Source organism: Winogradskyella sp. SM1960 (genome assembly GCF_020179375.1).
In the GTDB taxonomy this organism is placed as follows: domain Bacteria; phylum Bacteroidota; class Bacteroidia; order Flavobacteriales; family Flavobacteriaceae; genus Winogradskyella; species Winogradskyella marina.
This window is the reverse complement of record NZ_JAICBG010000007.1, coordinates 61,469-88,142: the sequence shown is the minus strand read 5'-3', so window position 1 is coordinate 88,142 and position 26,674 is coordinate 61,469. Positions and strand designations below refer to the sequence as shown.

40 protein-coding genes and 1 pseudogene are annotated in these 26,674 nt (G+C 34.5%); 36 read left to right on the top strand and 5 right to left on the bottom strand.

Annotated features, from left to right (window positions below; translation table 11 throughout):
* From K1X16_RS15180 to K1X16_RS15005, 36 genes and pseudogenes are all read left to right on the top strand, one after another.
* Positions 1-142: pseudogene (locus tag K1X16_RS15180) on the top strand (30S ribosomal protein S12); the annotation flags it as partial.
* Between the two features lie 22 nt (positions 143-164).
* Positions 165-641 (top strand): 30S ribosomal protein S7, encoded by a 477-nt coding sequence (gene rpsG, locus K1X16_RS15175; protein ID WP_178987595.1) that lies wholly within the window; start codon positions 165-167, stop codon positions 639-641.
* Positions 642-644: 3 nt separating this feature from the next.
* Positions 645-2,771, top strand: coding sequence for an elongation factor G (gene fusA / locus K1X16_RS15170; RefSeq protein WP_195871637.1), 2,127 nt, complete (start codon positions 645-647; stop codon positions 2,769-2,771).
* A gap of 11 nt (positions 2,772-2,782) precedes the next feature.
* On the top strand, positions 2,783-3,088 hold the full coding sequence (gene rpsJ, locus K1X16_RS15165; RefSeq protein ID WP_007650482.1) for a 30S ribosomal protein S10: 306 nt from the start codon (positions 2,783-2,785) through the stop codon (positions 3,086-3,088).
* 170 nt (positions 3,089-3,258) lie between these two features.
* On the top strand, positions 3,259-3,876 hold the full coding sequence (gene rplC, locus K1X16_RS15160; protein WP_179354554.1) for a 50S ribosomal protein L3: 618 nt from the start codon (positions 3,259-3,261) through the stop codon (positions 3,874-3,876).
* On the top strand, positions 3,876-4,505 hold the full coding sequence (rplD, locus tag K1X16_RS15155) for a 50S ribosomal protein L4 (protein WP_195871638.1): 630 nt from the start codon (positions 3,876-3,878) through the stop codon (positions 4,503-4,505). Before rplC ends, rplD begins: the two co-directional genes overlap by 1 nt.
* Before the next feature lie 5 nt (positions 4,506-4,510).
* Positions 4,511-4,801, top strand: coding sequence for a 50S ribosomal protein L23 (gene rplW, locus K1X16_RS15150; protein ID WP_195871639.1), 291 nt, complete (start codon positions 4,511-4,513; stop codon positions 4,799-4,801).
* A gap of 12 nt (positions 4,802-4,813) precedes the next feature.
* A complete protein-coding gene (gene rplB / locus K1X16_RS15145; protein ID WP_195871640.1) occupies positions 4,814-5,641 on the top strand; it encodes a 50S ribosomal protein L2 in 828 nt (275 codons plus the stop codon).
* 10 nt (positions 5,642-5,651) lie between these two features.
* Positions 5,652-5,930, top strand: a complete 279-nt coding sequence (rpsS, locus tag K1X16_RS15140; RefSeq protein WP_020897652.1) for a 30S ribosomal protein S19 — start codon at positions 5,652-5,654, stop codon at positions 5,928-5,930.
* A gap of 5 nt (positions 5,931-5,935) precedes the next feature.
* The gene (gene rplV, locus K1X16_RS15135) at positions 5,936-6,343 is read left to right on the top strand and encodes a 50S ribosomal protein L22 (RefSeq protein ID WP_195871641.1); all 408 of its coding nucleotides are present in this window, start codon (positions 5,936-5,938) and stop codon (positions 6,341-6,343) included.
* A gap of 9 nt (positions 6,344-6,352) precedes the next feature.
* Entirely contained in the window at positions 6,353-7,072 is a 720-nt protein-coding gene (rpsC, locus tag K1X16_RS15130; RefSeq protein WP_195871642.1) for a 30S ribosomal protein S3, read from the top strand.
* Between the two features lie 20 nt (positions 7,073-7,092).
* The gene (rplP, locus tag K1X16_RS15125) at positions 7,093-7,512 is read left to right on the top strand and encodes a 50S ribosomal protein L16 (RefSeq protein WP_195871643.1); all 420 of its coding nucleotides are present in this window, start codon (positions 7,093-7,095) and stop codon (positions 7,510-7,512) included.
* A gap of 12 nt (positions 7,513-7,524) precedes the next feature.
* Positions 7,525-7,716, top strand: a complete 192-nt coding sequence (gene rpmC, locus K1X16_RS15120) for a 50S ribosomal protein L29 (RefSeq protein WP_115818549.1) — start codon at positions 7,525-7,527, stop codon at positions 7,714-7,716.
* 17 nt (positions 7,717-7,733) lie between these two features.
* The gene (gene rpsQ, locus K1X16_RS15115) at positions 7,734-7,991 is read left to right on the top strand and encodes a 30S ribosomal protein S17 (protein WP_040756784.1); all 258 of its coding nucleotides are present in this window, start codon (positions 7,734-7,736) and stop codon (positions 7,989-7,991) included.
* A 2-nt stretch (positions 7,992-7,993) separates the two neighbouring features.
* The gene (gene rplN / locus K1X16_RS15110; RefSeq protein ID WP_092446808.1) at positions 7,994-8,362 is read left to right on the top strand and encodes a 50S ribosomal protein L14; all 369 of its coding nucleotides are present in this window, start codon (positions 7,994-7,996) and stop codon (positions 8,360-8,362) included.
* A 12-nt stretch (positions 8,363-8,374) separates the two neighbouring features.
* Positions 8,375-8,686, top strand: a complete 312-nt coding sequence (gene rplX / locus K1X16_RS15105; protein WP_195871644.1) for a 50S ribosomal protein L24 — start codon at positions 8,375-8,377, stop codon at positions 8,684-8,686.
* 2 nt (positions 8,687-8,688) lie between these two features.
* Positions 8,689-9,240: a 50S ribosomal protein L5 gene (gene rplE / locus K1X16_RS15100; RefSeq protein WP_195871645.1), complete on the top strand. Its 552-nt coding sequence runs from the start codon at positions 8,689-8,691 to the stop codon at positions 9,238-9,240.
* Positions 9,241-9,243: 3 nt separating this feature from the next.
* On the top strand, positions 9,244-9,513 hold the full coding sequence (rpsN, locus tag K1X16_RS15095; protein ID WP_195871646.1) for a 30S ribosomal protein S14: 270 nt from the start codon (positions 9,244-9,246) through the stop codon (positions 9,511-9,513).
* Positions 9,514-9,606: 93 nt separating this feature from the next.
* Positions 9,607-10,005, top strand: coding sequence for a 30S ribosomal protein S8 (gene rpsH, locus K1X16_RS15090; protein ID WP_195871647.1), 399 nt, complete (start codon positions 9,607-9,609; stop codon positions 10,003-10,005).
* Between the two features lie 12 nt (positions 10,006-10,017).
* Positions 10,018-10,560 carry a 50S ribosomal protein L6 gene (gene rplF / locus K1X16_RS15085; protein ID WP_195871648.1) on the top strand — a complete coding sequence of 181 codons (543 nt, stop codon included), beginning with the start codon at positions 10,018-10,020 and terminating at the stop codon, positions 10,558-10,560.
* Between the two features lie 10 nt (positions 10,561-10,570).
* Positions 10,571-10,927 (top strand): 50S ribosomal protein L18, encoded by a 357-nt coding sequence (rplR, locus tag K1X16_RS15080; RefSeq protein ID WP_195871649.1) that lies wholly within the window; start codon positions 10,571-10,573, stop codon positions 10,925-10,927.
* Between the two features lie 6 nt (positions 10,928-10,933).
* Entirely contained in the window at positions 10,934-11,458 is a 525-nt protein-coding gene (gene rpsE / locus K1X16_RS15075; protein WP_092469515.1) for a 30S ribosomal protein S5, read from the top strand.
* Between the two features lie 13 nt (positions 11,459-11,471).
* Positions 11,472-11,651, top strand: coding sequence for a 50S ribosomal protein L30 (gene rpmD / locus K1X16_RS15070; protein WP_195871650.1), 180 nt, complete (start codon positions 11,472-11,474; stop codon positions 11,649-11,651).
* Between the two features lie 15 nt (positions 11,652-11,666).
* Positions 11,667-12,119: a 50S ribosomal protein L15 gene (gene rplO, locus K1X16_RS15065; RefSeq protein WP_225036995.1), complete on the top strand. Its 453-nt coding sequence runs from the start codon at positions 11,667-11,669 to the stop codon at positions 12,117-12,119.
* Positions 12,120-12,128: 9 nt separating this feature from the next.
* The gene (secY, locus tag K1X16_RS15060; RefSeq protein ID WP_225036994.1) at positions 12,129-13,490 is read left to right on the top strand and encodes a preprotein translocase subunit SecY; all 1,362 of its coding nucleotides are present in this window, start codon (positions 12,129-12,131) and stop codon (positions 13,488-13,490) included.
* A 76-nt stretch (positions 13,491-13,566) separates the two neighbouring features.
* On the top strand, positions 13,567-13,782 hold the full coding sequence (gene infA, locus K1X16_RS15055) for a translation initiation factor IF-1 (protein WP_007094967.1): 216 nt from the start codon (positions 13,567-13,569) through the stop codon (positions 13,780-13,782).
* 53 nt (positions 13,783-13,835) lie between these two features.
* Positions 13,836-13,952 (top strand): type B 50S ribosomal protein L36, encoded by a 117-nt coding sequence (gene ykgO, locus K1X16_RS15050; protein WP_008269159.1) that lies wholly within the window; start codon positions 13,836-13,838, stop codon positions 13,950-13,952.
* Positions 13,953-13,954: 2 nt separating this feature from the next.
* Positions 13,955-14,329 (top strand): 30S ribosomal protein S13, encoded by a 375-nt coding sequence (gene rpsM, locus K1X16_RS15045; RefSeq protein ID WP_195871653.1) that lies wholly within the window; start codon positions 13,955-13,957, stop codon positions 14,327-14,329.
* Positions 14,330-14,429: 100 nt separating this feature from the next.
* Positions 14,430-14,813: a 30S ribosomal protein S11 gene (gene rpsK, locus K1X16_RS15040; protein ID WP_195871654.1), complete on the top strand. Its 384-nt coding sequence runs from the start codon at positions 14,430-14,432 to the stop codon at positions 14,811-14,813.
* A 216-nt stretch (positions 14,814-15,029) separates the two neighbouring features.
* Positions 15,030-15,635 (top strand): 30S ribosomal protein S4, encoded by a 606-nt coding sequence (gene rpsD, locus K1X16_RS15035; RefSeq protein WP_195871655.1) that lies wholly within the window; start codon positions 15,030-15,032, stop codon positions 15,633-15,635.
* 93 nt (positions 15,636-15,728) lie between these two features.
* Positions 15,729-16,721 (top strand): DNA-directed RNA polymerase subunit alpha, encoded by a 993-nt coding sequence (locus K1X16_RS15030; protein WP_092446820.1) that lies wholly within the window; start codon positions 15,729-15,731, stop codon positions 16,719-16,721.
* A gap of 117 nt (positions 16,722-16,838) precedes the next feature.
* Positions 16,839-17,315, top strand: a complete 477-nt coding sequence (gene rplQ, locus K1X16_RS15025) for a 50S ribosomal protein L17 (protein ID WP_225036993.1) — start codon at positions 16,839-16,841, stop codon at positions 17,313-17,315.
* A gap of 276 nt (positions 17,316-17,591) precedes the next feature.
* Positions 17,592-18,695: a glutamine-hydrolyzing carbamoyl-phosphate synthase small subunit gene (gene carA, locus K1X16_RS15020; RefSeq protein WP_225036992.1), complete on the top strand. Its 1,104-nt coding sequence runs from the start codon at positions 17,592-17,594 to the stop codon at positions 18,693-18,695.
* Positions 18,696-18,893: 198 nt separating this feature from the next.
* Positions 18,894-20,189 carry a phosphopyruvate hydratase gene (gene eno / locus K1X16_RS15015; protein WP_195871659.1) on the top strand — a complete coding sequence of 432 codons (1,296 nt, stop codon included), beginning with the start codon at positions 18,894-18,896 and terminating at the stop codon, positions 20,187-20,189.
* A gap of 308 nt (positions 20,190-20,497) precedes the next feature.
* On the top strand, positions 20,498-21,784 hold the full coding sequence (locus K1X16_RS15010; RefSeq protein WP_225036991.1) for a citrate synthase: 1,287 nt from the start codon (positions 20,498-20,500) through the stop codon (positions 21,782-21,784).
* Between the two features lie 138 nt (positions 21,785-21,922).
* Entirely contained in the window at positions 21,923-22,834 is a 912-nt protein-coding gene (locus K1X16_RS15005) for a dimethylarginine dimethylaminohydrolase family protein (protein ID WP_225036990.1), read from the top strand.
* A gap of 301 nt (positions 22,835-23,135) precedes the next feature.
* On the opposite strand, the gene K1X16_RS15000 is transcribed toward K1X16_RS15005, so the two are convergent.
* The 5 genes from K1X16_RS15000 to K1X16_RS14980 all read right to left on the bottom strand — a co-directional run.
* Positions 23,136-23,402 (bottom strand): acyl-CoA-binding protein, encoded by a 267-nt coding sequence (locus K1X16_RS15000; protein WP_195871662.1) that lies wholly within the window; start codon positions 23,400-23,402, stop codon positions 23,136-23,138.
* Positions 23,399-24,052, bottom strand: coding sequence for a phosphatidylserine decarboxylase family protein (locus K1X16_RS14995; protein WP_225036989.1), 654 nt, complete (start codon positions 24,050-24,052; stop codon positions 23,399-23,401). Before K1X16_RS14995 ends, K1X16_RS15000 begins: the two co-directional genes overlap by 4 nt.
* 12 nt (positions 24,053-24,064) lie before the next feature.
* Positions 24,065-24,880 carry a phosphatidate cytidylyltransferase gene (locus tag K1X16_RS14990; protein ID WP_195871664.1) on the bottom strand — a complete coding sequence of 272 codons (816 nt, stop codon included), beginning with the start codon at positions 24,878-24,880 and terminating at the stop codon, positions 24,065-24,067.
* Positions 24,880-25,488, bottom strand: a complete 609-nt coding sequence (locus K1X16_RS14985) for an LUD domain-containing protein (protein ID WP_195871665.1) — start codon at positions 25,486-25,488, stop codon at positions 24,880-24,882. The genes K1X16_RS14990 and K1X16_RS14985 overlap by 1 nt, the downstream gene beginning before the upstream one ends.
* Positions 25,489-25,598: 110 nt before the next feature.
* Positions 25,599-26,674, bottom strand: a 1,076-nt coding sequence (locus tag K1X16_RS14980) for an ATP-dependent metallopeptidase FtsH/Yme1/Tma family protein (RefSeq protein WP_225036988.1), incomplete at its 5' end; no start/stop codon positions are given.

The window sequence follows — 26,674 nt, the reverse complement described above, 5'->3', positions numbered from 1 at the left end:
GATAGTATTGGTTAGAGGTGGAAGGGTAAAAGATTTACCAGGAGTTAGATATCACATCGTTCGTGGTGCTTTAGATACAGCAGGTGTATCTGGAAGAACGCAACGTAGATCTAAGTATGGTGCAAAACGCCCTAAGAAGTAATTTAAAACTTTAAGAAGAAGACATGAGAAAAAGAGCAGCAAAAAAGAGACCGCTTTTACCAGACCCAAGATTTAATGATCAGTTAGTGACGCGTTTCGTTAACATGATGATGTGGGACGGTAAGAAGTCTGTAGCTTTTAAAGTATTCTACGATGCAATTGATATTGTTGAGGAGAAAAAAAATGATGACGAAAAAACAGCTTTAGAAATTTGGAAAGAAGCTTTATCAAATGTGATGCCTCACGTAGAAGTGCGTAGTCGTCGTGTTGGTGGTGCAACATTCCAGATTCCAATGCAGATTCGTCCAGATCGTAAGGTTTCAACTGCGATGAAATGGTTAATTAGCTTTTCACGTAAAAGAAACGAAAAATCTATGGCGCAACGTTTAGCGGCAGAAGTTTTAGCAGCAGCTAAAGAAGAAGGGGCAGCAGTTAAGAAAAGAGCTGATACTCATAAAATGGCCGAAGCAAACAAGGCATTCTCACACTTTAGATTTTAAGAAATGGCAAGAGATTTAAAACTTACAAGAAATATAGGAATTGCGGCTCATATTGATGCTGGTAAAACAACAACAACAGAGCGTATTCTTTTTTATACAGGTGTATCACATAAAATTGGTGAAGTTCATGATGGGGCTTCAACAATGGACTGGATGGAGCAAGAAGCAGAAAGAGGTATTACAATTACGTCTGCTGCAACAACTTGTGATTGGACATTCCCAAAAGAAAATGGTGAGCCAACTCCAGAAGCACAAGATTATCACTTTAATATTATTGACACACCAGGTCACGTTGATTTTACGGTAGAAGTTAACCGTTCATTACGTGTATTAGATGGTTTGGTGTTTTTATTTAGTGCAGTAGATGGTGTTGAGCCACAATCTGAAACTAACTGGAGACTAGCAGATAACTATAAAGTGCCTAGAATTGGTTTCGTTAATAAAATGGACCGTCAGGGATCAGACTTCTTAAGTGTTTGTCAACAAGTTAAAGACATGTTGAAGTCAAACGCTGTGCCAATTGTATTAAATATTGGTGAAGAAGATAACTTCAAAGGAATTGTAGATTTAGTTAAAAACAGAGCTATAGTATGGCATGATGATAACTACGGATCTACTTTTGATGTTGTTGATATTCCAGAAGAAATGAAGGATGAAGTGCGTAAGTATCGTGCTTTATTAATAGAAGAAGTTGCTAGTTACGATGAAAATCTACTAGAGAAATTCATGGAAGATGAAGATTCTATTACAGAAGAAGAAGTGCACGCTGCACTTAGAGCTGCTGTAATGGATATGGCTATTATACCAATGGTATGTGGTTCTTCTTTCAAAAATAAAGGTGTTCAGTTCTTATTAGATGCTGTTTGTCGTTATTTACCTTCTCCTTTAGATAGAGATAGTGTGGTGGGAACAAACCCTAACACAGATGAAGAAGAGCGTAGAAAGCCAAGTGTAAAAGAACCGTTTTCAGCTTTAGCATTTAAGATTGCTACGGATCCTTTCGTAGGTCGTTTAGCTTTCTTTAGAGCTTATTCTGGTCGTTTAGATGCAGGTTCTTATATCTTGAACAACCGTTCAGGTAAAAAAGAACGTATTTCTCGTATCTACCAAATGCACTCTAACAAACAAAATGCTATCGATTTTATTGAGGCAGGAGATATTGGAGCGGCAGTAGGATTTAAAGATATTAAGACTGGTGATACCATGTCTGATGAAAAGCATCCTATCGTTTTAGAATCTATGGACTTTCCAGATCCCGTAATTGGTATCGCAGTAGAGCCTAAGACTAAAGCAGATGTTGATAAGTTAGGTATGGCTTTAGCTAAATTAGCTGAAGAAGATCCAACGTTTACAGCGCGTACAGATGAGTCTTCGGGTCAAACAATTATATCAGGAATGGGTGAGCTTCACTTAGATATTATTGTAGATCGTTTAAAAAGAGAATTTAAAGTTGAGGTTAACCAAGGTCAGCCACAAGTTGAATATAAAGAAGCTATTACACAAGCTGCAGATCATAGAGAGGTTTATAAGAAACAATCTGGTGGTCGTGGTAAATTTGCTGATATCGTATTTACGATTGAGCCGGCAGATGAAGGTGTAGTAGGATTACAGTTTGAGTCTACTATTAAAGGTGGTAACGTTCCTAAAGAATTTATCCCTTCAATTGAAAAAGGATTTAAAATGGCAATGACCAATGGTCCTTTAGCAGGATTCGAAGTTGATTCTATGAAAGTAACTTTAAAGGATGGATCTTACCACGATGTGGATTCTGATCAATTATCTTTCGAATTAGCAGCGAAATTAGGATTTAAAAATTCGGCAAAAGCAGCTAAGGCGGTTATAATGGAACCTATTATGAAACTTGAGGTGATTACACCAGAAGAAAACATGGGTGATATTGTTGGTGACTTAAATAGAAGAAGAGGACAAATGAGTAGCATGGGAGATAGAGCTGGTGCAAAAACTGTAAAAGCTACTGTACCATTATCTGAAATGTTTGGATATGTAACAACGTTAAGAACATTATCTTCGGGTAGAGCTACATCTACAATGGAATTTTCTCACTATGAGCAAACACCACAGAACGTATCAGAAGAAGTAATCAAAGCAGCTAAAGGCGTTGAATCGTAAATCTTAAGAAAATGAGTCAAAAAATCAGAATAAAATTAAAATCTTACGATCACAACTTAGTAGACAAGTCTGCTGATAAGATTGTAAAAACAGTTAAAAGTACAGGTGCAGTAGTAACAGGACCAATCCCGTTACCAACACACAAGAAAATTTTCACTGTATTACGTTCACCACACGTAAACAAGAAATCAAGAGAACAATTTCAATTAAGCTCTTATAAGCGTTTATTAGATATTTACTCTTCGTCATCAAAAACGATTGATGCGTTAATGAAACTTGAATTACCAAGTGGAGTAGAAGTAGAAATCAAAGTGTAATTACACACTTACATGTCCTAAGCTGCGAGCGAGGGAAAAACGGTAAAAATACAATTCAAGGCTGAAACGTATTTTTCAGCCTTGAATATTTAATAAGGGTAAGTCGCGACTTGTCCATCAAAAACAAACAATCGGTCAATTCGCGAGTTGACTAAACTAAAAAGAAAAACATGTCTGGGTTAATTGGAAAAAAAATCGGTATGACCAGCATTTTCGACGAAAATGGAAAGAACATTCCATGTACAGTAATCGAAGCTGGACCATGTATCGTTACCCAAGTCAGAACTGAAGAAGTGGATGGTTATTCAGCACTTCAATTAGGTTTCGATGACGCGACAGAAAAAAGCGCTACTAAAGCAGACTTAGGTCATGCTAAAAAAGCGGGTACTTCTGTAAAACGCAAAGTTGTTGAATTCAAAGGTTTTGATGCGGAGTACAAATTAGGTGATGCTATTACAGTAGAACAATTTATTGAAGGGGAATTTGTAGATGTTGCAGGTACTTCTAAAGGTAAAGGATTTCAAGGTGTAGTAAAACGTCACGGATTCGGTGGTGTAGGTCAAGCAACGCATGGTCAGCATAACCGTTTAAGAGCTCCAGGTTCTATTGGTGCAGCTTCTTATCCTGCGAGAGTATTCAAAGGAATGAAGATGGCCGGAAGAATGGGTGGTGAAACAGTAAAAGTTCAAAATTTAAGAGTTTATAAAGTAGTTCCAGAAAAGAACTTACTAGTGGTAAAAGGATGTGTTCCTGGTCACAAGAATTCTTATGTAATCATTGAGAAGTAATGAAGGTAGCAGTTTTAGATATAAACGGAAAAGATACGGGTAGACAAGCTGAGCTTTCTAAAGACGTATTCGCTATAGAGCCTAATAATCACGCTGTCTATTTAGATGTTAAGCAATACTTAGCAAATCAAAGACAGGGAACGCATAAGGCAAAAGAAAGAGCAGAAATTGCTGGAAGTACACGTAAGATTAAAAAACAAAAAGGAACAGGTACTGCACGTGCTGGTTCTATAAAGTCTGGTGTATTTAAAGGTGGTGGTCGTATGTTTGGTCCTAGACCAAGAAACTACAGTTTTAAATTAAACAAAACGTTAAAGCGATTAGCACGTAAATCTGCCTTAAGTATTAAAGCAAATGATAAGTCAATTTTAGTATTAGAAGACTTCAATTTTGAAGCACCAAAGACTAAAAATTTCCTTAATGTTTTAAAGGCTTTAGAGGTAGAAAACAAAAAATCTCTTATTGTGTTGGGTGGTACAAATAATAATGTATATTTGTCCTCACGCAATTTTAAAGGTTCTGAAGTGGTAACTGCTTCAGAATTAAGTACTTATAAAATTATGAATGCTAACAAAGTTATTCTAATTGAAAGTGCTTTAGAAGGAATTGAAACGAATTTAAGTAAATAGAACAGATGAGTATCTTAAAAAAACCTATAATCACAGAAAAAGCAACCATGCAAAGTGAGTTGTTAAATGCGTATGCATTTGAAGTGTGCACAAAGGCGAACAAGGTAGAAATCAAAAAAGCGGTAGAAGCTGCTTATGGAGTTTCTGTTGAAAAAGTTCGTACAATAAATGTCCGTCCAGATCGTAAGACCAAGTTTACAAAAACTGGTGTTCAGCATGGTAAAACAAATGCTGTTAAAAAGGCAATTGTACAACTGGCGGAAGGTGAAACAATAGATTTATACACTAACATGTAATTTTAGACATTAATGTCAGTAAGAAAATTAAAACCGATCACATCAGGTCAGCGATTTAGAGTAGTAAATGGTTTTGACGCCATTACTACTGATAAGCCGGAGAAAAGCTTGCTTGCTCCGAAAAAACGATCAGGTGGTAGAAACAGTCAAGGAAAAATGACCATACGCCAAGTAGGTGGAGGTCATAAGAAGAGGTATCGTATTATCGATTTCAAACGTAACAAAGCGGGAATTCCTGCAGAAGTTAAGTCAATTGAATACGACCCAAACAGAACAGCATTTATTGCGCTATTAAACTATCAAGATGGTGAGAAACGTTACGTTGTCGCTCAGAATGGTTTACAAGTAGGGCAAAATATAGTGTCTGGTGAAAAAGGTATCGCTCCAGAAATTGGAAACGCAATGCCTTTAAGTGAAATACCATTAGGTACAATTATTTCTTGTATTGAGTTACGTCCTGGACAAGGAGCTGTTATGGCTCGTAGTGCTGGTTCGTTTGCTCAGTTAATGGCAAGAGGTGACAAATTTGCATCTGTAAAGTTACCATCTGGAGAAACGAGATTAATTCTTGTAACTTGTATGGCTACTGTTGGAGCAATTTCAAATTCAGATCATCAATTGTTAGTATCTGGTAAAGCAGGTAGAAGCAGATGGTTAGGTAGACGTCCAAGAGTAAGACCAGTAGTAATGAACCCAGTCGATCACCCAATGGGTGGTGGTGAAGGTAAGTCTTCAGGAGGTCATCCAAGAAATAGAAACGGTGTACCTGCTAAAGGTTACAGAACGCGTTCTAAGACAAAGTCGAGTAATAAGTATATTGTAGAACGTAGAAAGAAATAATTAAGATAGTATGGCACGTTCATTAAAAAAAGGACCTTATATCCACTATAAATTAGATAAGAAAGTTGCAGAAAATGTAGCTTCTAACAAAAAGACAGTCATTAAGACATGGTCTAGAGCATCAATGATTTCTCCAGATTTCGTTGGTCAGACTATAGCTGTTCACAATGGTCGTCAATTTGTTCCAGTATTTGTTACTGAAAATATGGTAGGTCATAAATTAGGAGAATTTTCACCAACACGATCTTTTAGAGGTCATGCAGGTGCTAAGAATAAAGGTAAAAAATAAGAATCATGGGAAGTCGTAAAAAACAAATGGCGGAAGCTATTAAAGCTGAGAAAAAGCAGGTTGCTTTTGCAAAGCTAAATAACTGTCCTACATCACCTAGAAAAATGCGTTTAGTAGCGGATTTGGTAAGAGGTGAAAAGGCAGAGAAAGCTCTTCAGATTCTTAGATTTAGTTCAAAAGAAGCGTCTCGTCGTTTAGAGAAACTTGTAATGTCTGCAATTGCAAACTGGCAAGCTAAAAACGAAGATGCTGATGTTGAAGAAGCTAAATTGTTTATCAAAGAAATTAGAGTAGATGGTGGAACTATGTTAAAGCGTTTGCGTCCGGCACCTCAAGGTAGAGCACACAGAATAAGAAAAAGATCTAATCACGTAACTGTGGTAGTAGATGCAATAAATAAAACACAAAGCTAAGACAGAGATATGGGACAAAAGACAAATCCAATCGGGAATCGCTTAGGAATTATCAGAGGATGGGAATCTAACTGGTACGGAGGAAACGATTATGGTGATAAACTTGCCGAAGACGATAAGATTAGAAAGTATATTCATGCTCGTCTATCTAAAGCTAGTGTAAGTAGAGTAATTATTGAGCGTACGCTTAAACTTGTAACCGTTACTATAACTACTGCTAGACCTGGTATTATTATCGGAAAAGGTGGCCAAGAAGTAGATAAGTTAAAAGAAGAGCTTAAGAAAATTACTGGTAAAGAGGTTCAATTGAACATCTTTGAGATTAAAAGACCTGAACTAGATGCATATTTAGTAGCAGCAAGTGTTGCTCGTCAAATTGAAAGCCGAATTTCATACAGACGTGCAATAAAAATGGCTATTGCCGCTGCCATACGTATGAATGCTGAAGGAATTAAAATTCAGATTAGTGGTCGTTTAAACGGAGCTGAAATGGCACGTCAAGAACACTATAAAGAAGGACGTATTCCTTTGTCTACTTTTAGAGCTGATATTGATTATGCTCTAGTAGAAGCACATACTACTTATGGTAGATTGGGCATCAAAGTTTGGATAATGAAAGGCGAAGTATATGGAAAAAGAGAACTTTCTCCATTAGTTGGTTTATCTAAGCAACAAAAAGGTAAAGGTGGACGTGGTGGAAACAAGAACCAATCTCGTCGTAGAAAGTAATTTTTTAAAGAAAAGAAAAAATGTTACAGCCTAAAAGAACAAAATTTCGTAAGCAGCAAAAAGGACGTATGAAAGGAAATGCGGGAAGAGGTCATTTGTTATCAAATGGTACTTTCGGTATTAAATCATTAGACGCGTCATTTATAACTGCACGTCAAATAGAAGCAGCGCGTATTGCAGCTACTCGTTACATGAAAAGAGAAGGATCGTTATGGATTAAAATATTTCCAGACAAGCCTATTACAAAGAAACCTCTTGAAGTACGTATGGGTAAAGGTAAAGGTGCCGTTGAATATTGGGCAGCAGTTGTAAAACCAGGACGTATGTTATTTGAAATTAGTGGTGTGCCATTAGAAACAGCTCAAGAAGCTCTTCGTTTGGCAGCACAAAAACTTCCTGTAAAAACTAAGTTTATCATAGCTAGAGATTACGAAGCTTAATAGAAAGATATTATGAAGCAATCAGAAATTAAACAGCTTTCAACAGCTGAGTTACAAGAGAAACTTAGTGAATCTAAAAAGAGTTATACGGACCTGAAAATGGCTCACACTATATCTCCGTTAGATAATCCAATCCAGTTACGCGTTGCACGTCGCACAGTAGCTAGAGTGGCAACAGAATTAACTAAAAGAGACGTACAATAATCGTATTCTGCTGAAAGATGGAAAAAAGAAACTTAAGAAAAGAACGTATAGGGATCGTAACGAGTAACAAAATGGAGAAATCTATTGTTGTTTCAGAAGTTAAGAAAGTAAAACACCCTATGTATGGAAAATTCGTGTTAAAGACTAAGAAATATGTCGCACACGATGAGACAAACGACTGCAACGAAGGAGATACAGTAAAGATCATGGAAACACGACCTTTAAGTAAATCTAAATGTTGGAGATTAGTAGAAATAATTGAAAGAGCGAAGTAATTATGTTACAACAAGAATCAAGATTAAAAGTAGCTGATAATACTGGTGCAAAGGAAGTTTTAACTATCCGTGTACTAGGAGGAACTAAAAGAAGATATGCTTCTGTAGGAGATAAAATTGTAGTATCTGTTAAAGATGCCACTCCAAACGGACAAATCAAAAAAGGTGCTGTTTCTACAGCAGTTGTGGTTCGTACAGCTAAAGAGGTAAGACGTCCAGATGGATCTTACATTAGATTTGACGATAACGCATGTGTACTATTAAATCCTCAAGGGGAAATGAGAGGAACTCGTGTTTTTGGACCTGTAGCTAGAGAACTTCGTGATAAACAATTCATGAAAATTGTATCATTGGCACCAGAAGTGCTTTAATTGATAAATAAAATGACAAAGCTTAAAATAAAATCAGGAGATACAGTACAAGTAATTGCTGGTGATCACAAAGGATCAGAAGGTAAAGTACTTAAAGTATTAATAGATAAGAACAAAGCCATCGTAGAGGGTGTAAACATGGTTAAGAAACATACGAAACCAAGTGCACAAAATCCTCAAGGTGGAATTGTAGAGAAAGAAGCATCTATTCATATTTCTAACTTATCGTTGTTAACTTCAAAAGGAGAAACAACAAGAGTTGGTTATAAAATGGATGGAGATAATAAAGTGAGATTTTCTAAAAAATCTAATGAAGTAATTTAACTATGGCTTACGTTGCAAGATTAAAACAAGAGTATAAGGACAAAGTTGTTTCTGCTCTTACGGAAGAATTTGGATACAAAAATGTAATGCAAGTACCTAAACTTACTAAGATAGTAATATCTAAAGGTGTTGGTGCTGCTGTTGCGGATAAGAAATTAATCGATCACGCAGTAGAAGAACTTACAAAGATATCTGGACAAAAAGCTATACAAACAATGTCTAAGAAGGATGTTGCTTCTTTTAAGTTACGTAAAGGGATGCCAATTGGTGCCAAAGTAACATTAAGAGGAGAGCAAATGTATGAATTCTTAGATCGTTTGGTGACTTCAGCTTTACCACGAGTTAGAGATTTTAGCGGTATTAAAGCTACAGGTTTTGATGGACGTGGAAACTATAACTTAGGTATTGTAGAACAAATCATTTTCCCAGAAATAGATATTGATAAAGTTAATAGAATTTCAGGAATGGATATCACTTTTGTGACTTCAGCTGAAACCGATAAGGAAGCGAAGTCTTTATTAACAGAACTAGGATTACCTTTTAAAAAGAATTAAATTATGGCTAAAGAATCAATGAAAGCCCGTGAGGTTAAGCGTTCTAAAACGGTAGCTAAATATGCAGAGAAACGAAAAGCTTTAAAAGAAGCTGGCGATTACGAAGCATTACAAAAGTTACCAAAAAATGCATCACCTATACGTCAGCACAACCGTTGTAAACTTACTGGAAGACCAAAAGGTTATATGAGACAATTTGGAATTTCTCGTGTAATGTTTAGACAAATGGCTAACCAAGGTTTAATTCCTGGTGTAAAGAAAGCCAGTTGGTAAAAACGTGATATCCTTTCACGTACAATTATAGGATTATAAATTGGTTTCAGGTTTGACAATAGTGTCGAAAACCGCTACCGCAAATTAATACATATGAACACAGATCCAATAGCGGATTATTTAACGCGAGTTAGAAACGCAGTTAAGGCAAATCACAGAGTGGTTGAGATTCCTGCATCTAACTTAAAAAAAGAAATAACTAAGATTTTGTTCGATCAAGGATTTATCTTAAGTTATAAGTTTGACGACTCAACAGTACAAGGTACTATCAAAATTGCTTTGAAGTACAGTAAAGAGACAAAAGAGTCTGTCATCAAAAAAATTCAAAGAATCAGTAAACCAGGTTTACGTAAATATGCTTCTTCTAACGAAATGCCAAGAATCCTTAACGGGTTAGGTATTGCAATTGTTTCTACGTCTCACGGAGTGATGACAGGAAAGCAAGCGCAGAGAGAAAATGTTGGTGGTGAAGTTTTATGTTACGTATACTAAAAACAGGAAATTATGTCAAGAATAGGTAAAAACCCAATAACAGTTCCTGAAGGTGTAACACTTGAGATTAAAGATAACACTATTACCGCTAAAGGTAAATTAGGAGAGTTAACTCAAGAGTATTCAGATATTGAAATTAAATTAGAAGACGGAATTATTACTTTAGGACGTGCTTCTGATAAGAAAGATTTAAGAGCAAAACATGGTCTTTACAGGGCATTAATTGCTAATATGATAGAAGGTGTTTCTAAAGGCTGGACCAAAGAACTAGAATTAGTTGGTGTAGGTTATAGAGCATCTAACCAAGGACAAAAATTAGATTTGGCTGTAGGATTTTCTCACAATATCGTAATGGACATCGCTCCAGAGGTGAAAATTGAGACCGTTTCAGAAAAAGGTAAAAATCCAATCGTTAAATTAACATCTTTTGACAAACAATTAGTTGGCCAAGTTGCTGCAAAGATTCGTGGTTTTAGAAAACCAGAACCTTACAAAGGAAAAGGGATCAAGTTTGTTGGTGAAGAAATTAGAAGAAAAGCAGGTAAATCAGCTTAATAATTAAGTTATGGCATTGACAAAGAACGAAAGAAGAATAAGAATAAAAAACAGAATCCGTAAGGTAGTATCTGGTACGGCAACAAAACCAAGATTAGCTGTTTTTAGAAGTAATAAAGAAATTTATGCTCAACTCGTAGATGATGTAACTGGTAAAACTTTAGCTGCTGCATCTTCAAGAGATAAGGACATTGTAAAGTCTAAAGGAAACAAATCAGAAATTGCTGCATTAGTTGGTAAGTCTGTTGGTGAAAAAGCTTTGAAGGCTGGTGTTGAAACTATTTCTTTTGATAGAGGTGGTTACTTATATCATGGAAGAGTAAAATCATTAGCAGAAGGTGCTAGAGAAGCAGGACTTAAATTTTAAGACATTATGTATCAAAAATATAAAAACGCAGAGCTTGTTAAACCAAGCGGATTAGAATTAAAAGATCGCTTAGTTGGCGTGCAGCGTGTAACTAAAGTAACAAAAGGTGGTAGAGCATTTGGTTTTTCTGCAATTGTTGTTGTAGGTGACGAAACAAATGTTGTAGGACAAGGCTTAGGTAAATCTAAAGATGTAGCGACTGCAATTGCAAAAGCTATAGAAGATGCTAAGAAAAACTTAGTAAGAATTCCTATTCTTAAAGGCACAATTCCACATGAGCAAAAAGGTAAATATGGTGGTGCTAGAGTTAACATTATTCCAGCTGCACCTGGTACAGGAGTAATTGCAGGTGGAGCAGTAAGAGTTGTTCTTGAGGCTGTAGGTATACACGATGTATTATCTAAGTCGCAAGGATCTTCTAACCCTCACAACGTAGTAAAAGCAACTTTTGATGCTTTATTACAATTGAGAGATGCTAAGTCTGTAGCCAAAGAACGTGGAATTTCACTTGAAAAAGTATTTAACGGATAATCGATAGGATAAGATGGCAAAGATTAAAGTAAAGAAAGTAAAAAGTGCAATCAATCGTACTAAAAGACAAAAGCTAATTTTAGAAGCTTTAGGTTTAAAAAAGATTGGACAAGTAGTAGAGCACGACGCCACATCAAGTATCCTTGGTATGGTTAAAAAAGTTGAACACTTAGTTTCTGTTGAAGAAGCTTAAAAATATAACTTAACAATGGATTTAAGTAATTTAAAACCTGCAGAAGGTTCAGTAAAAAGTCAAGGAAAACGTGTTGGACGTGGTCAAGGCTCTGGTAAAGGTGGTACTGCAACTCGTGGTCACAAAGGAGCAAAGTCGCGTTCAGGGTATTCTAAGAAATTAGGATTTGAAGGTGGTCAAATGCCATTACAAAGACGTGTTCCTAAATTTGGATTTACAAATATTAACAGAGTGGCGTATCAAGGTATTAACTTAGATACTCTACAGAGGTTAGTAGATGAAAAAGTAATAAAGGATAGTGTTGATTTTGAAACGTTTGTATCTTTAGGATTAGCTGGTAAAAACGAGCTTGTAAAAGTCTTAGGTAGAGGTGAGTTAAAAACAAAATTAACAGTAACTGCTCATAAATTTACTGCTACGGCAAAAGCTGCTATTGAAGCTGCTGGTGGTGAAGCTGTAACTTTATAAGATTATAGGATGAAAATAATAGAAACATTAAAAAACGTTTGGAAAATCACAGAGCTTAAGGATAGAATTATCTTAACCTTAGGTTTGTTATTAGTGTATCGTTTTGGTGCTCAGGTTGTATTACCTGGTATTAATATTGATACATTAGGTGGTTTACAAGCTGGTATGGATGGTGGAATATTAGGATTGTTAAACGCATTTACAGGTGGAGCTTTTGCTAATGCCTCAGTATTTGCTTTAGGTATTATGCCTTACATTTCTGCTTCCATTGTTGTTCAATTAATGGGTATTGCGATTCCTTATTTACAAAAACTTCAGAAAGAAGGAGCTAGTGGTCAGAAGAAAATCACTCAAATTACACGTTGGTTAACCATCGGTATTTGTTTGGTACAAGCACCTGGTTATTTAGCTAGTATACCAGGATTATCTGGTTCAACGTCTATGGGTGCAATGTTAGTGCCTGGTTTTAGTGAAAATTTATTCTACTTTTCTTCAGTAATTATTTTAGTAACAGGTTGTGTATTTGCAATGTGGTTAGGTGAAAAGATTACGGATAAAGGAATTGGTAATGGTATTTCATTATTAATTATGGTAGGTATTATCGCAACGCTGCCACAATCATTTATTCAAAATGCAGCTTCTAGATTAGAAGGTAATGGTGGATTTATGATGATATTAATAGAGATGGTTATATGGTTTGTAATCATTTTAGCATCAGTATTCTTAGTAATGGCAGTTAGAAAAATAGCTGTACAGTACGCAAGAAGAACCGCTTCTGGTGGTTACGAAAAGAATGTATTCGGTTCACGTCAGTTTTTACCATTAAAGTTAAACGCATCTGGTGTAATGCCAATTATCTTTGCACAAGCAATTATGTTTGTACCAAGTTTAATAGGTGGTTCTGCTTGGTTGAAAGATACAGACACAGGAGTTTGGATGCAGGCTAATTTTTCTGATATGTTTGGATTTTGGTACAATTTAATTTTTGCTTTATTAATTATAGTTTTTACTTATTTTTATACGGCAATTACAGTACCTACAAATAAAATGGCAGATGATTTAAAACGTAGTGGTGGATTTATTCCAGGTATACGTCCAGGATCAGAAACCTCAGAATATTTAGATAAGATAATGTCACAAATTACCTTACCAGGTTCTATATTTTTAGCATTGGTTGCTGTTTTTCCAGCATTTGTAATGAAATTAATGAGCGTGCAGGCAGGTTGGGCATTATTCTTCGGTGGTACATCACTTTTAATTATGGTTGGTGTAGCAATCGATACCATGCAACAGATTAATTCTTATTTATTGAATAAGCATTATGATGGCTTAATGAAGACAGGTAAGAATAGAAAAGCAGTTGGGCAATAAGATGAATCATTAGAAGTCAGTCTTAGAAATTAGGCAAGATACTTGCAATATAAAGACTGAACACTAAATATATATTATGGCAAAACAAGCAGCAATAGAACAAGACGGCACAATTATAGAGGCATTATCAAATGCTATGTTTCGTGTTGAATTAGAAAATGGTCATATAGTGACTGCACATATCTCAGGTAAAATGCGTATGCATTATATTAAGTTACTACCAGGAGATAAGGTGAAATTAGAAATGAGCCCTTACGATTTAACGAAGGCTCGAATAACATATAGATACTAAAACGATGAAACCGTTAGGTTACATCTTATAATAGTAGTAATAAATTAAACAAGATGAAAGTTAGAGCATCAGTAAAGAAAAGAAGCGCAGACTGTAAACTAGTGCGCAGAAAAGGTAGACTTTACGTCATTAACAAAAAGAATCCTAGATTCAAACAAAGACAAGGGTAATTATGGCAAGAATTGCAGGTGTAGACATACCAAAACAGAAAAGAGGAGTAATCTCTTTAACTTATATCTACGGAGTAGGTAGAAGTAGATCTAAGGAAATTTTAGCAGCAGCTAAAGTTGACGAGAACACAAAAGTACAAGATTGGACTGACGACGAGATTGGAGCAATCCGTGAAGTTGTTGGAACTTTTAAAATCGAAGGAGAATTACGTTCGGAAACACAAATGAACATTAAGCGATTAATGGATATTGGATGTTACAGAGGTATTCGTCATAGAGTTGGTCTTCCATTAAGAGGACAACGTACTAAAAATAACTCTCGTACAAGAAAAGGAAGACGTAAAACAGTTGCTAACAAAAAGAAAGTAACTAAGTAATAATAGTCTTTAGTCTATTAGACGTTGGAAAGAATCTGTTTGAAATTTAACGGTTTAGGATTCTAGCGACTATAAACTAATACTAAAAGCTAAACATATAATGGCAAAGACAAGTACAAAAAAACGTAAAGTTATAGTTGATGCAATAGGAGAAGCTCATATCACTGCTTCTTTTAACAACATCATTATTTCTTTAACAAACAAAAAAGGTGACGTTATTTCTTGGTCATCAGCTGGTAAAATGGGTTTTAGAGGTTCTAAAAAGAACACTCCATACGCTGCTCAATTAGCTGCAGAAGATGCTTCAGCAGTTGCTAAAGAAGCTGGTTTAAAGAAAGTAAAAGTATACGTTAAAGGACCTGGTAACGGTAGAGAATCTGCAATAAGATCTATACACAATGCAGGTATTGAAGTTTCAGAAATTGTTGATGTAACTCCATTACCACATAACGGTTGTCGTCCACCAAAAAGACGTAGAGTTTAATCTGAATGCTGTTCAGATTTCTAACAGATTGTAGTTAGAAAAACATACTCAAATTTATTAATAAACTAATATCTCACATTTATGTGCTGATATTAGTTTATTTTGTATAAATTTGCAAACTGAAAAATTATAAACAAGTATCAACAAGAGATCAACGATTTTTGAAGGATAAGATTAAGACCTTAATTCACTAATCACTCTTAAAAACAATTTAAAATGGCAAGATATACTGGTCCTAAAACTAAAATAGCCCGTAAATTCGGACAAGCTATCTTCGGAGACGACAAAGCCTTCGAAAAAAGAAATTATCCACCAGGACAACACGGAAACAACCGTCGTCGTGGTAAAAAATCTGAATACTCAGTTCAGTTAATGGAGAAGCAAAAAGCTAAATATACTTATGGTATTTTAGAAAAGCAATTCAGAAACATGTTTAAAAGAGCAACTTCTGCTAAAGGAATTACAGGTGAAGTTTTACTTCAATTTTGTGAATCTCGTTTAGATAATGTTGTTTACAGAATGGGTATCTCTCCTTCAAGAAGTGGTGCAAGACAATTAGTATCTCACAGACACATTACAGTAAACGGTGAAAAGGTAAATATTCCTTCTTACCAATTAAAAGCTGGTGATGTTGTAGGTGTTAGAGAAAAATCTAAATCATTAGAAGCTATTCAGAATTCATTATCTAACTCTAGTAATGTTTACGAATGGATCACTTGGAATACAGGTTCAATGGAAGGTACTTATGTTGCTGTTCCTGCAAGAATTCAGATTCCAGAACAAATCAACGAGCAATTAATCGTTGAACTTTACTCTAAATAATAATTAATCATATTGGTATTTAGCCAAAGGGTTTATAGTCTTCTTCATACTTATAAACCGCGCAACTAAATAACAATTAAAACGAAGAACACTATGGCAATATTAAATTTTCAGAAGCCTGATAAAGTTATAATGATTGATTCTACTGATTTCGAAGGTAAATTCGAATTCAGACCATTAGAACCAGGATACGGATTAACAGTAGGAAATGCGTTAAGACGTGTATTATTATCTTCTTTAGAAGGTTTTGCAATCACATCAGTAAGAATTGAAGGTGTAGATCACGAATTTTCTACGATAGCAGGTGTAGTTGAAGATGTTACTGAAATGATTTTGAACTTAAAGCAAGTTAACTTTAAGCGCCAAATCGATGAAGTTGATAACGAAACTGTTACCATTTCTATCTCAGGACAAAATCAAATTACAGCAGGTGATTTCCAGAAGTTTATCTCAGGTTTTCAAGTATTAAATACAGATTTAGTGATCTGTAACTTAGATCCTAAAGTAAACATCAATATGGAATTGACGATTGAAAAAGGAAGAGGCTATGTTCCAGCAGAAGAAAATAAGAAAGCTTCAGCAGCAGTAGGAACAATATTTACCGATTCTATTTTCACACCAATCCAGAATGTGAAATATGCAATTGAAAACTTCCGTGTAGAACAAAAAACGGATTATGAAAAATTAGTTTTCGAAATTAGAACTGATGGCTCTATCAATCCAAAAGATGCTTTAACGGAAGCAGCTAAAATATTAATTCACCACTTCATGTTATTCTCAGATGAGCGTATCACGTTAGAAGCTGATGAAATAGCACAAACAGAAACTTATGATGAAGAATCACTTCACATGAGACAACTATTGAAAACTAAATTAGTTGATATGGATCTTTCTGTACGTGCACTTAACTGTTTAAAAGCTGCAGAAGTAGATACTTTAGGAGACTTAGTATCATTCAACAAAAATGATTTAATGAAATTCAGAAACTTCGGTAAGAAGTCTTTAACTGAGCTAGAAGAATTAGTGAATGTTAAAGGTCTTAACTTCGGTATGGATTTAAGTAAATATAAATTAGACAAAGATTAAATGGTTTGTGATTCCTGCGAAAGCGGGAATCTCATTCTAATGATCATAATTAATTATTAATAATCATATTTTGCTCCTCAAAAAAGAGTTTGGTAGCAAGATGATAAAACAAATGTCATGAGACACGGAAAAAAATTCAACCACTTAGGAAGACAAACAGCGCACAGAAAGTCAATGTTAGCAAATATGGCTTGTTCTTTAATAGAGCACAAGCGTATTAACACTACTGTTGCAAAAGCAAAAGCTTTAAAGCAGTTTGTTGAGCCAATGATTACAAAATCTAAAACAGACACTACTCATAATAGACGTCTTGTTATGTCAAAATTAAGACAAACAGGTGCTGTTGCAGAATTGTTTAGAGATGTAGCGCCAAAGATTGGAGATCGTCCAGGTGGATATACACGTATCATCAAATTAGGAAACAGATTAGGTGATAACGCTGATATGGCAATGATTGAGTTAGTTGATTACAACGAACTTTATTCAGCTGCTAAACCAGAGAAGAAAACACGTAGAAGTAGAAGAGGAGGAAGCAAAGCAAAAGCGGCGACACCTGCACCTACGGAAACTAAAGCTTCTAACGAAGAAGAGTAAAAATGCTAGTAAAAAAACGAATGAAATTTGAAATCAAAACTGATCAAAATTTGAAATCGTTTTTTGCATTTCACAAATCGCGATTAGCGCGTATTAATAAGCATTGATAAATATAAAGGATAGACTGTTTCAGTTTATCCTTTTTTTTTTGGATTTTTGCAAAAATTAAAAATTAATTTTACTTGGTTGTATTGTCCCCTTGAAGGGACTTTAGGGGTGTTTTAAAATGTATTTAAAATTATTTCTTCCAACTAATGTGACTCAATAACATAACCAATGAAATACAAACAAAGAAAAAAAGCCCTTATTCTTTTAGCTGACGGTACAATTTTTCATGGTAAATCCATAGGAAAAGAAGGTTCTGCTTTTGGCGAAGTCTGTTTTAATACTGGTACAACAGGTTATCAGGAAATATTCACAGACCCTTCGTATTACGGTCAACTTATGGTAACCACCAATGCCCATATTGGAAATTACGGAACAAAAGCAGATGAAGTTGAGTCTGATGATGTAAAAATAGCGGGATTAATTTGTAAAAATTTTAGCTTTAATTATTCAAGACCAGCGGCAGATGCGTCTTTAGAAGATTTTTTTGAAAAGCATAATACCTTAGCCATCGCAGATGTAGATACAAGAGCATTGGTAAGCTATATTAGAGATAATGGAGCCATGAATGCTGTAATTACTACTGAGGTTGATAATATAGAAGCGCTTAAAAAGCAATTGGCAGAATTCCCTTCAATGAAAGGTTTAGAATTGGCATCTAAAGTATCTACTAAAGAACCTTATTTTGTTGGTGATGAAAACGCAACCTATAAAATTGCGGCCTTAGATATCGGTATCAAAAAGAATATTCTTAGAAACCTTGCGAAGCGCGATGCTTACATAAAAGTATTTCCATACAATGCAACATTTGAAGAACTAGAAGGGTTTAATCCAGATGGCTATTTCTTGTCTAACGGACCTGGTGATCCAGAACCTTTAGAAGAGGCTATTAATCTGGCGAAAGACATTATAGCGAATAACAAACCGTTATTCGGAATTTGTTTAGGACATCAGGTGATTGCTTTAGCTAATGGCATTTCAACATATAAAATGCATAATGGTCACAGAGGAATTAATCATCCTGTAAAAAATTTAGTCACAGGTAAAGGGGAAATTACATCCCAAAATCATGGATTCGCTATAAACAGAGAAGAAACGGAAGCCAATACAAATGTAGAAATTACACATGTACATTTAAATGATAATACAGTTGCAGGTATCAAACTAAAAGACAAAAATTGTTTTTCAGTCCAGTATCATCCAGAGGCAAGTCCTGGTCCAAATGATTCACTCTATCTGTTTGATCAATTTATAGAGAATATTAAAAATAAATAATACCAAAAACGCAATAAAACACCATTTTTATTGCGTTTTTTTTGTTTCGAAAACATTATAGTAAATAGTATTCATAATTATGATTTTTGTTCTGTTTTAAGCTATAGATTTTCGTAAATTTGACTAGCTTATAGGCTAGTCATACTGAACACGTTTCAGTATTTCAATAGAAATTATAGTAAATTAAAACCAAAAATAATGAGCATTATTATCAATGTACACGCAAGACAAATTTTAGATTCCAGAGGAAACCCAACAGTAGAAGTTGATGTTACTACAGAAAATGGTATTATGGGACGAGCAGCAGTACCATCTGGTGCATCTACAGGAGAGCATGAAGCTGTTGAATTAAGAGACGGAGGAGATACTTACATGGGTAAGGGAGTTTTAAAAGCTGTTGAAAATGTAAATTCTACAATCGCTCAAGAATTATTAGGGGTTTCTGTTTTTGAACAAAACGCTATTGATCAAATGATGATTGATTTGGATGGTACTCCGAACAAATCAAAATTAGGAGCTAATGCTATTTTGGGTGTATCCTTAGCCGTTGCTAAAGCAGCAGCTAATGAATTAGGTATGCCATTATACAGATATGTAGGTGGAGTTTCTGCAAATACATTACCGTTACCAATGATGAACATCATTAATGGTGGTTCTCATAGTGATGCGCCAATTGCGTTTCAAGAGTTTATGGTAATGCCAGTAAAAGCAAAAAACTTTACACATGCTATGCAAATGGGAACTGAGATTTTCCACAACCTTAAAAAGGTATTACACGATAGAGATTTAAGTACAGCAGTTGGTGATGAAGGTGGTTTTGCACCAAACTTACCAGGAGGAACTGAAGATGCATTAGATACGATTGCAAAAGCCGTAGAAAACGCTGGATATAAATTTGGTGATGAAGTAAAAATCGCTTTAGATTGTGCTGCAGCAGAATTTTTTGTGGATGGGAAATACGATTATAAGAAATTTGAAGGTGATTCTGGTGTCATCAGAACAAGTAAAGAGCAAGCGGAATACTTAGCTGAATTAGCTGGTAAATATCCTATTATTTCTATTGAAGATGGTATGGATGAGAACGATTGGGAAGGTTTTAAATATTTAACTGAACTAATTGGAGATAAAGTACAGTTAGTTGGTGATGATTTATTTGTTACTAATGTAGAGCGTTTAGAGAGAGGTATTAAAGAAGGTATTGCTAACTCTATCTTAATTAAAGTAAATCAGATTGGTACATTAACCGAAACAATTGCAGCAGTAAACATGGCACATAACGCAGGTTACACATCTGTAATGTCTCATAGATCTGGTGAAACAGAAGATAATACTATTGCAGATTTAGCTGTAGCTTTAAACACAGGTCAAATTAAAACAGGTTCTGCATCTCGTAGTGATCGTATGGCAAAATACAACCAGTTATTACGTATTGAAGAAGAATTAGGTGATGTAGCTTATTTTCCTGGATCTAATGCTTTTAAGGTGAAAGCATAAGTTTTTTGGGATTGTCCCCTTGAGGGGACTTCAGGGGTGTTTTGTGAATGTTGAATGTATAAAAAGATATATAATCAGAACAGACCCATCACATTGAGCGCAGTCGAAATGTCTTAATTATACAAAACCATCTAAAGGATTACACTTTAGATGGTTTTTTTTTATTTTTCAACTATCTGGATGAAATGTTTCATGAATAAATTAGAACTCGTAGTAAATGTTAAAACCGTTATAAATCTCCTTTCGAAATCGTTTGATATTTCGTAAATTTACAGTCCTTATAATTTATTAAAATCCGAGAAGAAAATATGTCAGATAAAGCTACATTAGAAATTAATGGTAAAAAATACGATTTCCCTGTAACTATTGGTACAGAAAACGAAGTTGCTATTGATGTTAAAAGTTTAAGAAGTGCAACAGGTGGAGTCATTACTATAGATCCAGGTTATAAAAACACAGGAAGTTGTGAAAGTGCAATTACATTTCTAGATGGCGAAAAAGGTATATTAAGATATAGAGGTTATGCTATTGAAGAATTAGCAGAGAAAGCTGATTTCTTAGAAGTTGTGTACTTATTAATATTTGGAGAATTACCAACACAAGAGCAACTCAATCAGTTTGATAAAGATATTAAAGAGCATTCGGTTGTAGATGATGATATTAAAAAGATTTTAGATGCATTTCCAAAGTCTGCACACCCAATGGGAGTGTTATCGTCATTAACAAGTGCACTTACTGCGTTTTACCCTTCTACAGTAGATGTTAGCTCAGAAGAGGAAATGTACAAAGCTATTGTTAGAATTTTAGCTAAATTCCCTGTGCTAGTAGCATGGACATTACGTAAAAAGAATGGGTTGCCATTAGATTACGGAGATAATAAGTTAGGTTACGTAGAGAACTTATTAAAGATGATGTTTAAAAGCCCAAGTGGTGATTACGAACAAAATCCAATTTTAGTAAATGCGTTAGATAAACTTTTAATTCTACATGCAGATCATGAGCAAAACTGTTCAACATCTACAGTAAGAATTACAGGTTCGTCGCATGCCGGTTTATTTGTATCGTTGGCATCTGGTATTTCAGCGCTTTGGGGACCACTACATGGTGGTGCTAACCAAGCCGTTTTAGAAATGCTTGAAGCAATAAAAGCTGATGGTGGTGACACTAAAAAATATATGGCAAAAGCTAAGGATAAAAATGACCCTTTCCGTTTAATGGGCTTTGGTCACAGAGTATATAAAAACTTTGATCCAAGAGCATTGATTATTAAGAAAGCTGCTGACGAAGTATTAGCAGATTTGGGAATTGATGATCCTATTTTAGATATTGCTAAAGGTTTAGCAAAAGAAGCTTTAGAAGATCCGTATTTTGTAGATAGAAAATTATATCCTAATGTAGATTTCTACTCTGGTATTATTTATAGAGCAATGGGAATTCCGGTAGAAATGTTTACTGTAATGTTCGCCATGGGTCGTTTACCAGGTTGGATTGCACAATGGAAAGAAATGCGTATGCGTAACGAGCCAATTGGTCGTCCAAGACAATTGTATATAGGTGAAACGCACAGAGATTTTAAACCTATTGAAAAAAGATAACACTTTAAATTAAAGAATAAAAGCTTCATAGGTATTATGGAGCTTTTTCTGTTTTTATACATTTGAATTAACTGTAATAACCATGTTATGACAACCAAGATTATAAGACATGGTTATTAAATGACTAAACTGTAATTTATGAAACTCAACATACAAAACGAAACTTCACGTCTTAAAACTGTGGTATTAGGTACAGCAGAAAGTGTTGGCCCAGTGCCGTCTATAGACGAGGCTTACGATCCTAAATCTATTCAGCATATAAAAGCAGGTACGTATCCTGTAGAAAGTGATATGCAAAAGGAAATGGATGCGGTCGCAAAGGTTTTTGAAAAATACGATGTTGCGGTTTATAGACCCAAAGTGATCACTGATTATAACCAAATATTCTCAAGAGATATCGCTTTTGTTATTGAAGACAAATTTATAAAAGCCAACATTTTACCAGATCGCGAACGTGAGTATGAAGCTATACAACATGTAATTGAAAAAATAGACGAGGAGAACATTATTATACTTCCAGAAGAATGTCATGTCGAAGGTGGTGATGTGATGCCGTGGAACGATTTTATTTTTATTGGGACGTATTCTGGTGAGGATTATGCAGATTATATAACAGCACGAACCAATACAGATGCCGTAATCGCCATTCAGGAATTGTTTCCACACAAAACTGTTAAGGCGTTTGAATTACGAAAATCCAATACAGACCCTAAAGAAAATGCATTGCATTTAGACTGTTGTTTTCAACCGATAGGAAAAGATAAAGCCATACTTCATAAAAATGGGTTTTTAATAGAACGTGAATATAATTGGTTATTGAATTTCTTTGGAAAGGAGAACGTATTCGAAATTACGAAAGAAGAAATGTATCATATGAATAGTAATATCTTTTCAATTTCTGAAGATGTAATTATTTCTGAAAAAAACTTTACAAGACTGAATACGTGGCTGAGAGAAAATGGCTTTACAGTAGAAGAAGTATCTTATACTGAAATTGCGAAACAAGAAGGCTTATTGCGTTGTTCTACGATGCCGTTGGTGAGAGATTAGAGGTGAGAGAAAATAGAAATAAGAACCAAGATAAAAAATATTGGAGAAAAGACTTTACTAAGCTACAATTGAATGTTTTTAGTGAAAATAATTAGTACGATTTCTTTTAGTTTTTTTTAATTACAAAAATTGAGGATGACGGACAGTTCCTATTAAGTCTTTGTTATTAGTTCTAACAAAGCGGTCTTGATTCTTTTTAAAAAGGGAATGATTATAAATGGAAAATAAGTTACTTGTCAGTTAGTGACAAGTAATACTTTGTTCTTGATTCTATAAGTGAAGCGGTCTTAAGTCTCTTTTTTTATTTCCGATACAAAAAGTAGTTGTTAACCAGATTTATATACTCTTGTTTGGCTTCGTCTCGTGTAATATTTTTTACTTGAAACAAAGCATTTGCTTTAAATGCATTAATAATTGGTTTTCTACTGCTTGGTCTATCGTAGTTATTAGTTGCTTTTTTAAAAAAAGCATATAGCCGCAGTAAGAAGTCAGCAGGAAATGGTTCAGTATGGTCGTTTACACGATCTACAGCATCTCTAAATTCTATGTCTAACTCTTTGGATGTCATTTTATTTCAGCAATAATGCTTTCACCACCACGAACTTTTTGGTTAAGTTCTACTTTAATATCAGCGTCCAAAGGTAAGAATAAATCAACACGTGAGCCAAATTTAATAAATCCAGAATCCGTTCCTTGATCTACATAACCATCAACTTTAGCATAGTTAACAATACGTTTAGCTAATGCACCAGCAATTTGTCTGTACAATACTTTGCCAAAATTTTCATTCTCAACGACTACTGTAGTACGCTCATTTTCCTCACTTGCTTTTGGATGCCAAGCGACTAAAAACTTTCCAGGATGATACTTGCTAAACGTAACTTTTCCTGAAATTGGATAACGCGTTACATGCACATTAATAGGAGACATAAATACAGAAACCTGAATTCTTTTGTCTTTAAAAACTTCGTTTTCTTGAACCTCTTCAATAACCACAACCTTGCCATCAACAGGAGATAAAGCCTGCATACTATTACTATGGGTATTACGTTTAGGGTTTCTAAAAAATTGTAGAATTAGAATAAAGAATACTAAAATGGCTATCATTAACCCTTTTCGCAACCATTCATTAAGAATAAATTCATCAATTAAAAAAAACGTGCCTACGACAAAAACGAGGGTAATGAATATAATTTTATGTCCTTCTTTATGAAACATAGCTTAATTTTCTTAAAAGTGTATAATTCTTAAAAATAAATATATAAATGGTGCTGCAAAGATAATACTATCTAAGCGATCTAAAAGTCCACCGTGTCCTGGCATTATAGATCCACTATCTTTAACTTTTGCTTGACGCTTAAATTTAGATTCTATTAAGTCCCCAAAGGTACCAAAAACACTAATAATAATGGCTAAAATTAACCAAGGTGTAAAGTAAAGTGTTTCAGTATATAAGGCTATAAAATAACTCGATACACATGCAAAAAATAAACCACCAAGGAAACCTTCAACCGTTTTCTTTGGAGATATACTTGGAAATAACTTTTGTTTTCCAAAATTCTTTCCAACCATATAGGCTGCACTGTCATTAACCCAAATAAGTATAAATGAACCTAATAACAATAGTGGTGTGAATGCATTATCGTAATTAGAAACTAGCAATATAAATACAAAACCACTCGTCAAATAAAATGCGGTAACGATGTATCGTTTAGATTCAAAAAGAGGAATCCGTTTTGATGTAAATAGATCTTTAATTAAAATGAGATTGACAAAAATAGTAATGACTAACAAAATTTGAATAGCTTCATCACCAATTTGGTTTATGGATTTCTGCGCGCATAAATACCAAAACGCTATATATAAAATAAGAAAAATAAGATATTGTACATAAGACTTTAGCTTTATGAGTCGGCTAAATTCTGTTAAGCAAATAATTCCAAATATTCCAATTAAAATAGCTAATGCCACTTCAGAGAAAAGTGAACCTATAAGGAGTAATACATAGACTACACCAGAAATGGCTCTAATGGATAATTCTTTCATTATAAGTCTTCTAGTAAAAGTAGGTATAGATTTTTAGAACTACTTCCGTAAGTTAGAAAGTCTTTGTCCTCTGCTGTTTTAAAATTCTTTATAGTGGTAATGTTTGTCGGTATTTTCTTTTTGCTTTTCGCTTTAATACCTTTTAAGCCTTCACCAATAGTTTCAACAAATTGGCTTGTCGTAGCATAAATTATAAAGTGATCTGGTAATTCTATTAATTTTTTTTCGGCAATTTGATTTGAAGAAATTAAAAGGGAACCATCATCAGAGATTAAATATTCACAGGTAGATAAAAAATAAGCACTTTCAGAAAGTTTTGTAGTGCTATTTAGGTTGAAATCTTTGAATAAATCAGTTAAACGTTGATCAATTATAAAAACTTTGTCATCATGCCAATTGTTCTCATCTAAGATTGCGTTAAAACTTTCCTTTACCTCTTCGAGGTTTTCACAATACAAAAATTTACCACCATTTCCTTTGAAGTTTATTGTAAAACGTTCATCTACAGGTAGCTTTACTTCTGGCATGTATTTGCCACGCTCTTGATTAGGTATGTTTTCTTCAGTCTGCTCAGACTTTTTTCCGAAGAATTTACGAAATAAGCTCATTCAATAATTGCTATTAATCCTTATATAGGTGTGTTTTCCAAATATAAAAAAACTTAAATTAACATAGGATTAATTTAAGTTTTTTATATGATTGTAACTTGTGGATATTTTTACTCTTCCTCGTTTTTAGCTTCCACTTTAACATCTTTAATATCCTCTTCTATTATTGCAGGATTTTCAAAACCACGTTTCCCGAAGATTTTTTCAAGATTGTCTTTAAAAATAACTTCCTTGTCTAATAAGACTTCAGCCAACTCAGTAAGTTTGTCTTTATTGTTTTCCAATAAATTGATAGCACGTTGATATTGTTCTTCAATAATATCAGAAATTTCTCTATCTATAAGCTCTGCTGTTTTTTCACTATAAGGTTTAGTAAAGCCATATTCAGATTGTCCTGAAGAATCATAATAGGTGAGGTTACCTACCTTATCACTAAGTCCATAAACAGTGACCATTGCTCTGGCTTGTTTAGTTACTTTTTCTAAATCACTTAATGCACCTGTAGAAATTTTATCGAAAATTACTTTTTCAGCGGCTCTACCACCTAAGGCAGCACACATTTCGTCTAGCATTTGTTCAGGATGTACAATTAAACGCTCTTCTGGTAAATACCAGGCAGCACCTAATGATCGACCTCTTGGTACAATCGTAACTTTTACTAACGGAGCAGCATGCTCTAGCATCCAACTTACAGTAGCATGACCAGCTTCGTGGAATGCAACAGCTCGTTTTTCAGCCGTAGTTATAATTTTATTTTTCTTCTCTAAACCTCCGATGATTCTATCAACTGCATCTAAGAAATCTTGCTTATTTACAGCTTTCTTTCCTTTTCTTGCTGCAATTAATGCGGCTTCATTACAAACATTAGCAATATCTGCACCAGAAAAACCAGGTGTTTGTTTTGCTAAGAAATCGATATCTAAAGTTTCTTCTTTTTTAAGCGGACGTAAGTGCACTTCAAAAATTTCTTTACGCTCTCTAACATCTGGAAGGTCTACATAAATCTGACGATCAAAACGACCAGCTCTCATTAAAGCACTATCTAAAACATCAGCTCTGTTTGTAGCTGCTAATACAATAACGTTTGTATTGGTGCCAAAACCATCCATCTCAGTTAAGAGTTGGTTTAAGGTGTTTTCACGTTCATCGTTAGAACCAGACATGTTATTTTTTCCTCTTGCTCTAC

Bases quoted from the DNA above. Each gene is read 5' to 3' on its own strand.
- rpsG (WP_178987595.1), top strand. From the start codon at position 165: ATGAGAAAAAGAGCAGCAAAAAAGAGACCGCTTTTACCAGACCCAAGA.
- fusA (WP_195871637.1), top strand. From the start codon at position 645: ATGGCAAGAGATTTAAAACTTACAAGAAATATAGGAATTGCGGCTCAT.
- rpsJ (WP_007650482.1), top strand. From the start codon at position 2,783: ATGAGTCAAAAAATCAGAATAAAATTAAAATCTTACGATCACAACTTA.
- rplC (WP_179354554.1), top strand. From the start codon at position 3,259: ATGTCTGGGTTAATTGGAAAAAAAATCGGTATGACCAGCATTTTCGAC.
- rplD (WP_195871638.1), top strand. From the start codon at position 3,876: ATGAAGGTAGCAGTTTTAGATATAAACGGAAAAGATACGGGTAGACAA.
- rplW (WP_195871639.1), top strand. From the start codon at position 4,511: ATGAGTATCTTAAAAAAACCTATAATCACAGAAAAAGCAACCATGCAA.
- rplB (WP_195871640.1), top strand. From the start codon at position 4,814: ATGTCAGTAAGAAAATTAAAACCGATCACATCAGGTCAGCGATTTAGA.
- rpsS (WP_020897652.1), top strand. From the start codon at position 5,652: ATGGCACGTTCATTAAAAAAAGGACCTTATATCCACTATAAATTAGAT.
- rplV (WP_195871641.1), top strand. From the start codon at position 5,936: ATGGGAAGTCGTAAAAAACAAATGGCGGAAGCTATTAAAGCTGAGAAA.
- rpsC (WP_195871642.1), top strand. From the start codon at position 6,353: ATGGGACAAAAGACAAATCCAATCGGGAATCGCTTAGGAATTATCAGA.
- rplP (WP_195871643.1), top strand. From the start codon at position 7,093: ATGTTACAGCCTAAAAGAACAAAATTTCGTAAGCAGCAAAAAGGACGT.
- rpmC (WP_115818549.1), top strand. From the start codon at position 7,525: ATGAAGCAATCAGAAATTAAACAGCTTTCAACAGCTGAGTTACAAGAG.
- rpsQ (WP_040756784.1), top strand. From the start codon at position 7,734: ATGGAAAAAAGAAACTTAAGAAAAGAACGTATAGGGATCGTAACGAGT.
- rplN (WP_092446808.1), top strand. From the start codon at position 7,994: ATGTTACAACAAGAATCAAGATTAAAAGTAGCTGATAATACTGGTGCA.
- rplX (WP_195871644.1), top strand. From the start codon at position 8,375: ATGACAAAGCTTAAAATAAAATCAGGAGATACAGTACAAGTAATTGCT.
- rplE (WP_195871645.1), top strand. From the start codon at position 8,689: ATGGCTTACGTTGCAAGATTAAAACAAGAGTATAAGGACAAAGTTGTT.
- rpsN (WP_195871646.1), top strand. From the start codon at position 9,244: ATGGCTAAAGAATCAATGAAAGCCCGTGAGGTTAAGCGTTCTAAAACG.
- rpsH (WP_195871647.1), top strand. From the start codon at position 9,607: ATGAACACAGATCCAATAGCGGATTATTTAACGCGAGTTAGAAACGCA.
- rplF (WP_195871648.1), top strand. From the start codon at position 10,018: ATGTCAAGAATAGGTAAAAACCCAATAACAGTTCCTGAAGGTGTAACA.
- rplR (WP_195871649.1), top strand. From the start codon at position 10,571: ATGGCATTGACAAAGAACGAAAGAAGAATAAGAATAAAAAACAGAATC.
- rpsE (WP_092469515.1), top strand. From the start codon at position 10,934: ATGTATCAAAAATATAAAAACGCAGAGCTTGTTAAACCAAGCGGATTA.
- rpmD (WP_195871650.1), top strand. From the start codon at position 11,472: ATGGCAAAGATTAAAGTAAAGAAAGTAAAAAGTGCAATCAATCGTACT.
- rplO (WP_225036995.1), top strand. From the start codon at position 11,667: ATGGATTTAAGTAATTTAAAACCTGCAGAAGGTTCAGTAAAAAGTCAA.
- secY (WP_225036994.1), top strand. From the start codon at position 12,129: ATGAAAATAATAGAAACATTAAAAAACGTTTGGAAAATCACAGAGCTT.
- infA (WP_007094967.1), top strand. From the start codon at position 13,567: ATGGCAAAACAAGCAGCAATAGAACAAGACGGCACAATTATAGAGGCA.
- ykgO (WP_008269159.1), top strand. From the start codon at position 13,836: ATGAAAGTTAGAGCATCAGTAAAGAAAAGAAGCGCAGACTGTAAACTA.
- rpsM (WP_195871653.1), top strand. From the start codon at position 13,955: ATGGCAAGAATTGCAGGTGTAGACATACCAAAACAGAAAAGAGGAGTA.
- rpsK (WP_195871654.1), top strand. From the start codon at position 14,430: ATGGCAAAGACAAGTACAAAAAAACGTAAAGTTATAGTTGATGCAATA.
- rpsD (WP_195871655.1), top strand. From the start codon at position 15,030: ATGGCAAGATATACTGGTCCTAAAACTAAAATAGCCCGTAAATTCGGA.
- K1X16_RS15030 (WP_092446820.1), top strand. From the start codon at position 15,729: ATGGCAATATTAAATTTTCAGAAGCCTGATAAAGTTATAATGATTGAT.
- rplQ (WP_225036993.1), top strand. From the start codon at position 16,839: ATGAGACACGGAAAAAAATTCAACCACTTAGGAAGACAAACAGCGCAC.
- carA (WP_225036992.1), top strand. From the start codon at position 17,592: ATGAAATACAAACAAAGAAAAAAAGCCCTTATTCTTTTAGCTGACGGT.
- eno (WP_195871659.1), top strand. From the start codon at position 18,894: ATGAGCATTATTATCAATGTACACGCAAGACAAATTTTAGATTCCAGA.
- K1X16_RS15010 (WP_225036991.1), top strand. From the start codon at position 20,498: ATGTCAGATAAAGCTACATTAGAAATTAATGGTAAAAAATACGATTTC.
- K1X16_RS15005 (WP_225036990.1), top strand. From the start codon at position 21,923: ATGAAACTCAACATACAAAACGAAACTTCACGTCTTAAAACTGTGGTA.
- K1X16_RS15000 (WP_195871662.1), bottom strand. From the start codon at position 23,402: ATGACATCCAAAGAGTTAGACATAGAATTTAGAGATGCTGTAGATCGT.
- K1X16_RS14995 (WP_225036989.1), bottom strand. From the start codon at position 24,052: ATGTTTCATAAAGAAGGACATAAAATTATATTCATTACCCTCGTTTTT.
- K1X16_RS14990 (WP_195871664.1), bottom strand. From the start codon at position 24,880: ATGAAAGAATTATCCATTAGAGCCATTTCTGGTGTAGTCTATGTATTA.
- K1X16_RS14985 (WP_195871665.1), bottom strand. From the start codon at position 25,488: ATGAGCTTATTTCGTAAATTCTTCGGAAAAAAGTCTGAGCAGACTGAA.